Genomic DNA, 741 nt, shown 5'->3' with positions numbered 1-741 from the left:
ATGGGTTTGGTGCGCACCGTGTCCCCCCCGGGGGGGGGGGGGGGGCGCGGTGATGCGGGGGAAATTTGTGGGGGGGGGGGGGGGGGGGGCCGGGGTCGAAGCGGTCCACGGCCAGCCCGGTCGCGACACACGCCACGGCGGTGAGCGCCGCCACCAGCGTCGGCAGGCCGCCCAGCCGCCGAGCTCGCAGCGCCACCAGCCCGCGCTGGCCGCCGGCCTCCGGGTGCAGCAGGTCGACGATCGGCAGCACGGCCAGGACCAGCAGTGTCGTGAAGAACGCGCCGGCCGCGCCCAGCGCCAGGCCCAGGGCGGGGAAGAACATGACCACCGTGGGCAGCAGCACCACGATCGCGACAGCCGCGCCGACGGTCACCGCCAGCACCGACCACCAGCCGCGCAACAGCACCGCCACGATGCCCGTGAGCGCGCCGGCCAGGGCGGGAAGGGCGGCCAGGTAGGAGCCGCCGGGAGCGAAGGCGGCCAGGACGAGGCCGAGCACCGCCAGCCAGCCGAGGCCACCGACCGCCAGTGCCGCGGGACCGAGCCGCCGGCGCAGCAGCGCGTACCAGGCGAAGACGATCGTGGCGGTCAGGGCCAGGATCGCCAGCCTGTACCAGAACGGCCGGTAGGGGTCGATGAGCTGTTCGGCGTACCCCGGCCGGATGAGTTTCAGCATCGCCCACAGCAGCTGGGCTGCCACCGGGGCCGCGATGAGCGGCACCAGAGCCGCCGCGAAGCCGC

General features: G+C 75.4%; 1 pseudogene. It reads right to left on the bottom strand.

What is annotated here, in order from left to right:
* Window positions 1–741, bottom strand: a pseudogene (locus tag AB0C29_RS32700) (hypothetical protein); the annotation flags it as partial.

Origin of the sequence: Actinoplanes sp. NPDC048791 (genome assembly GCF_040650095.1) — a bacterium.
Classification (GTDB): domain Bacteria; phylum Actinomycetota; class Actinomycetes; order Mycobacteriales; family Micromonosporaceae; genus Actinoplanes.
Note: the sequence above shows the minus strand (reverse complement) of the source record. Positions and strands in the feature narration are given on the sequence as shown.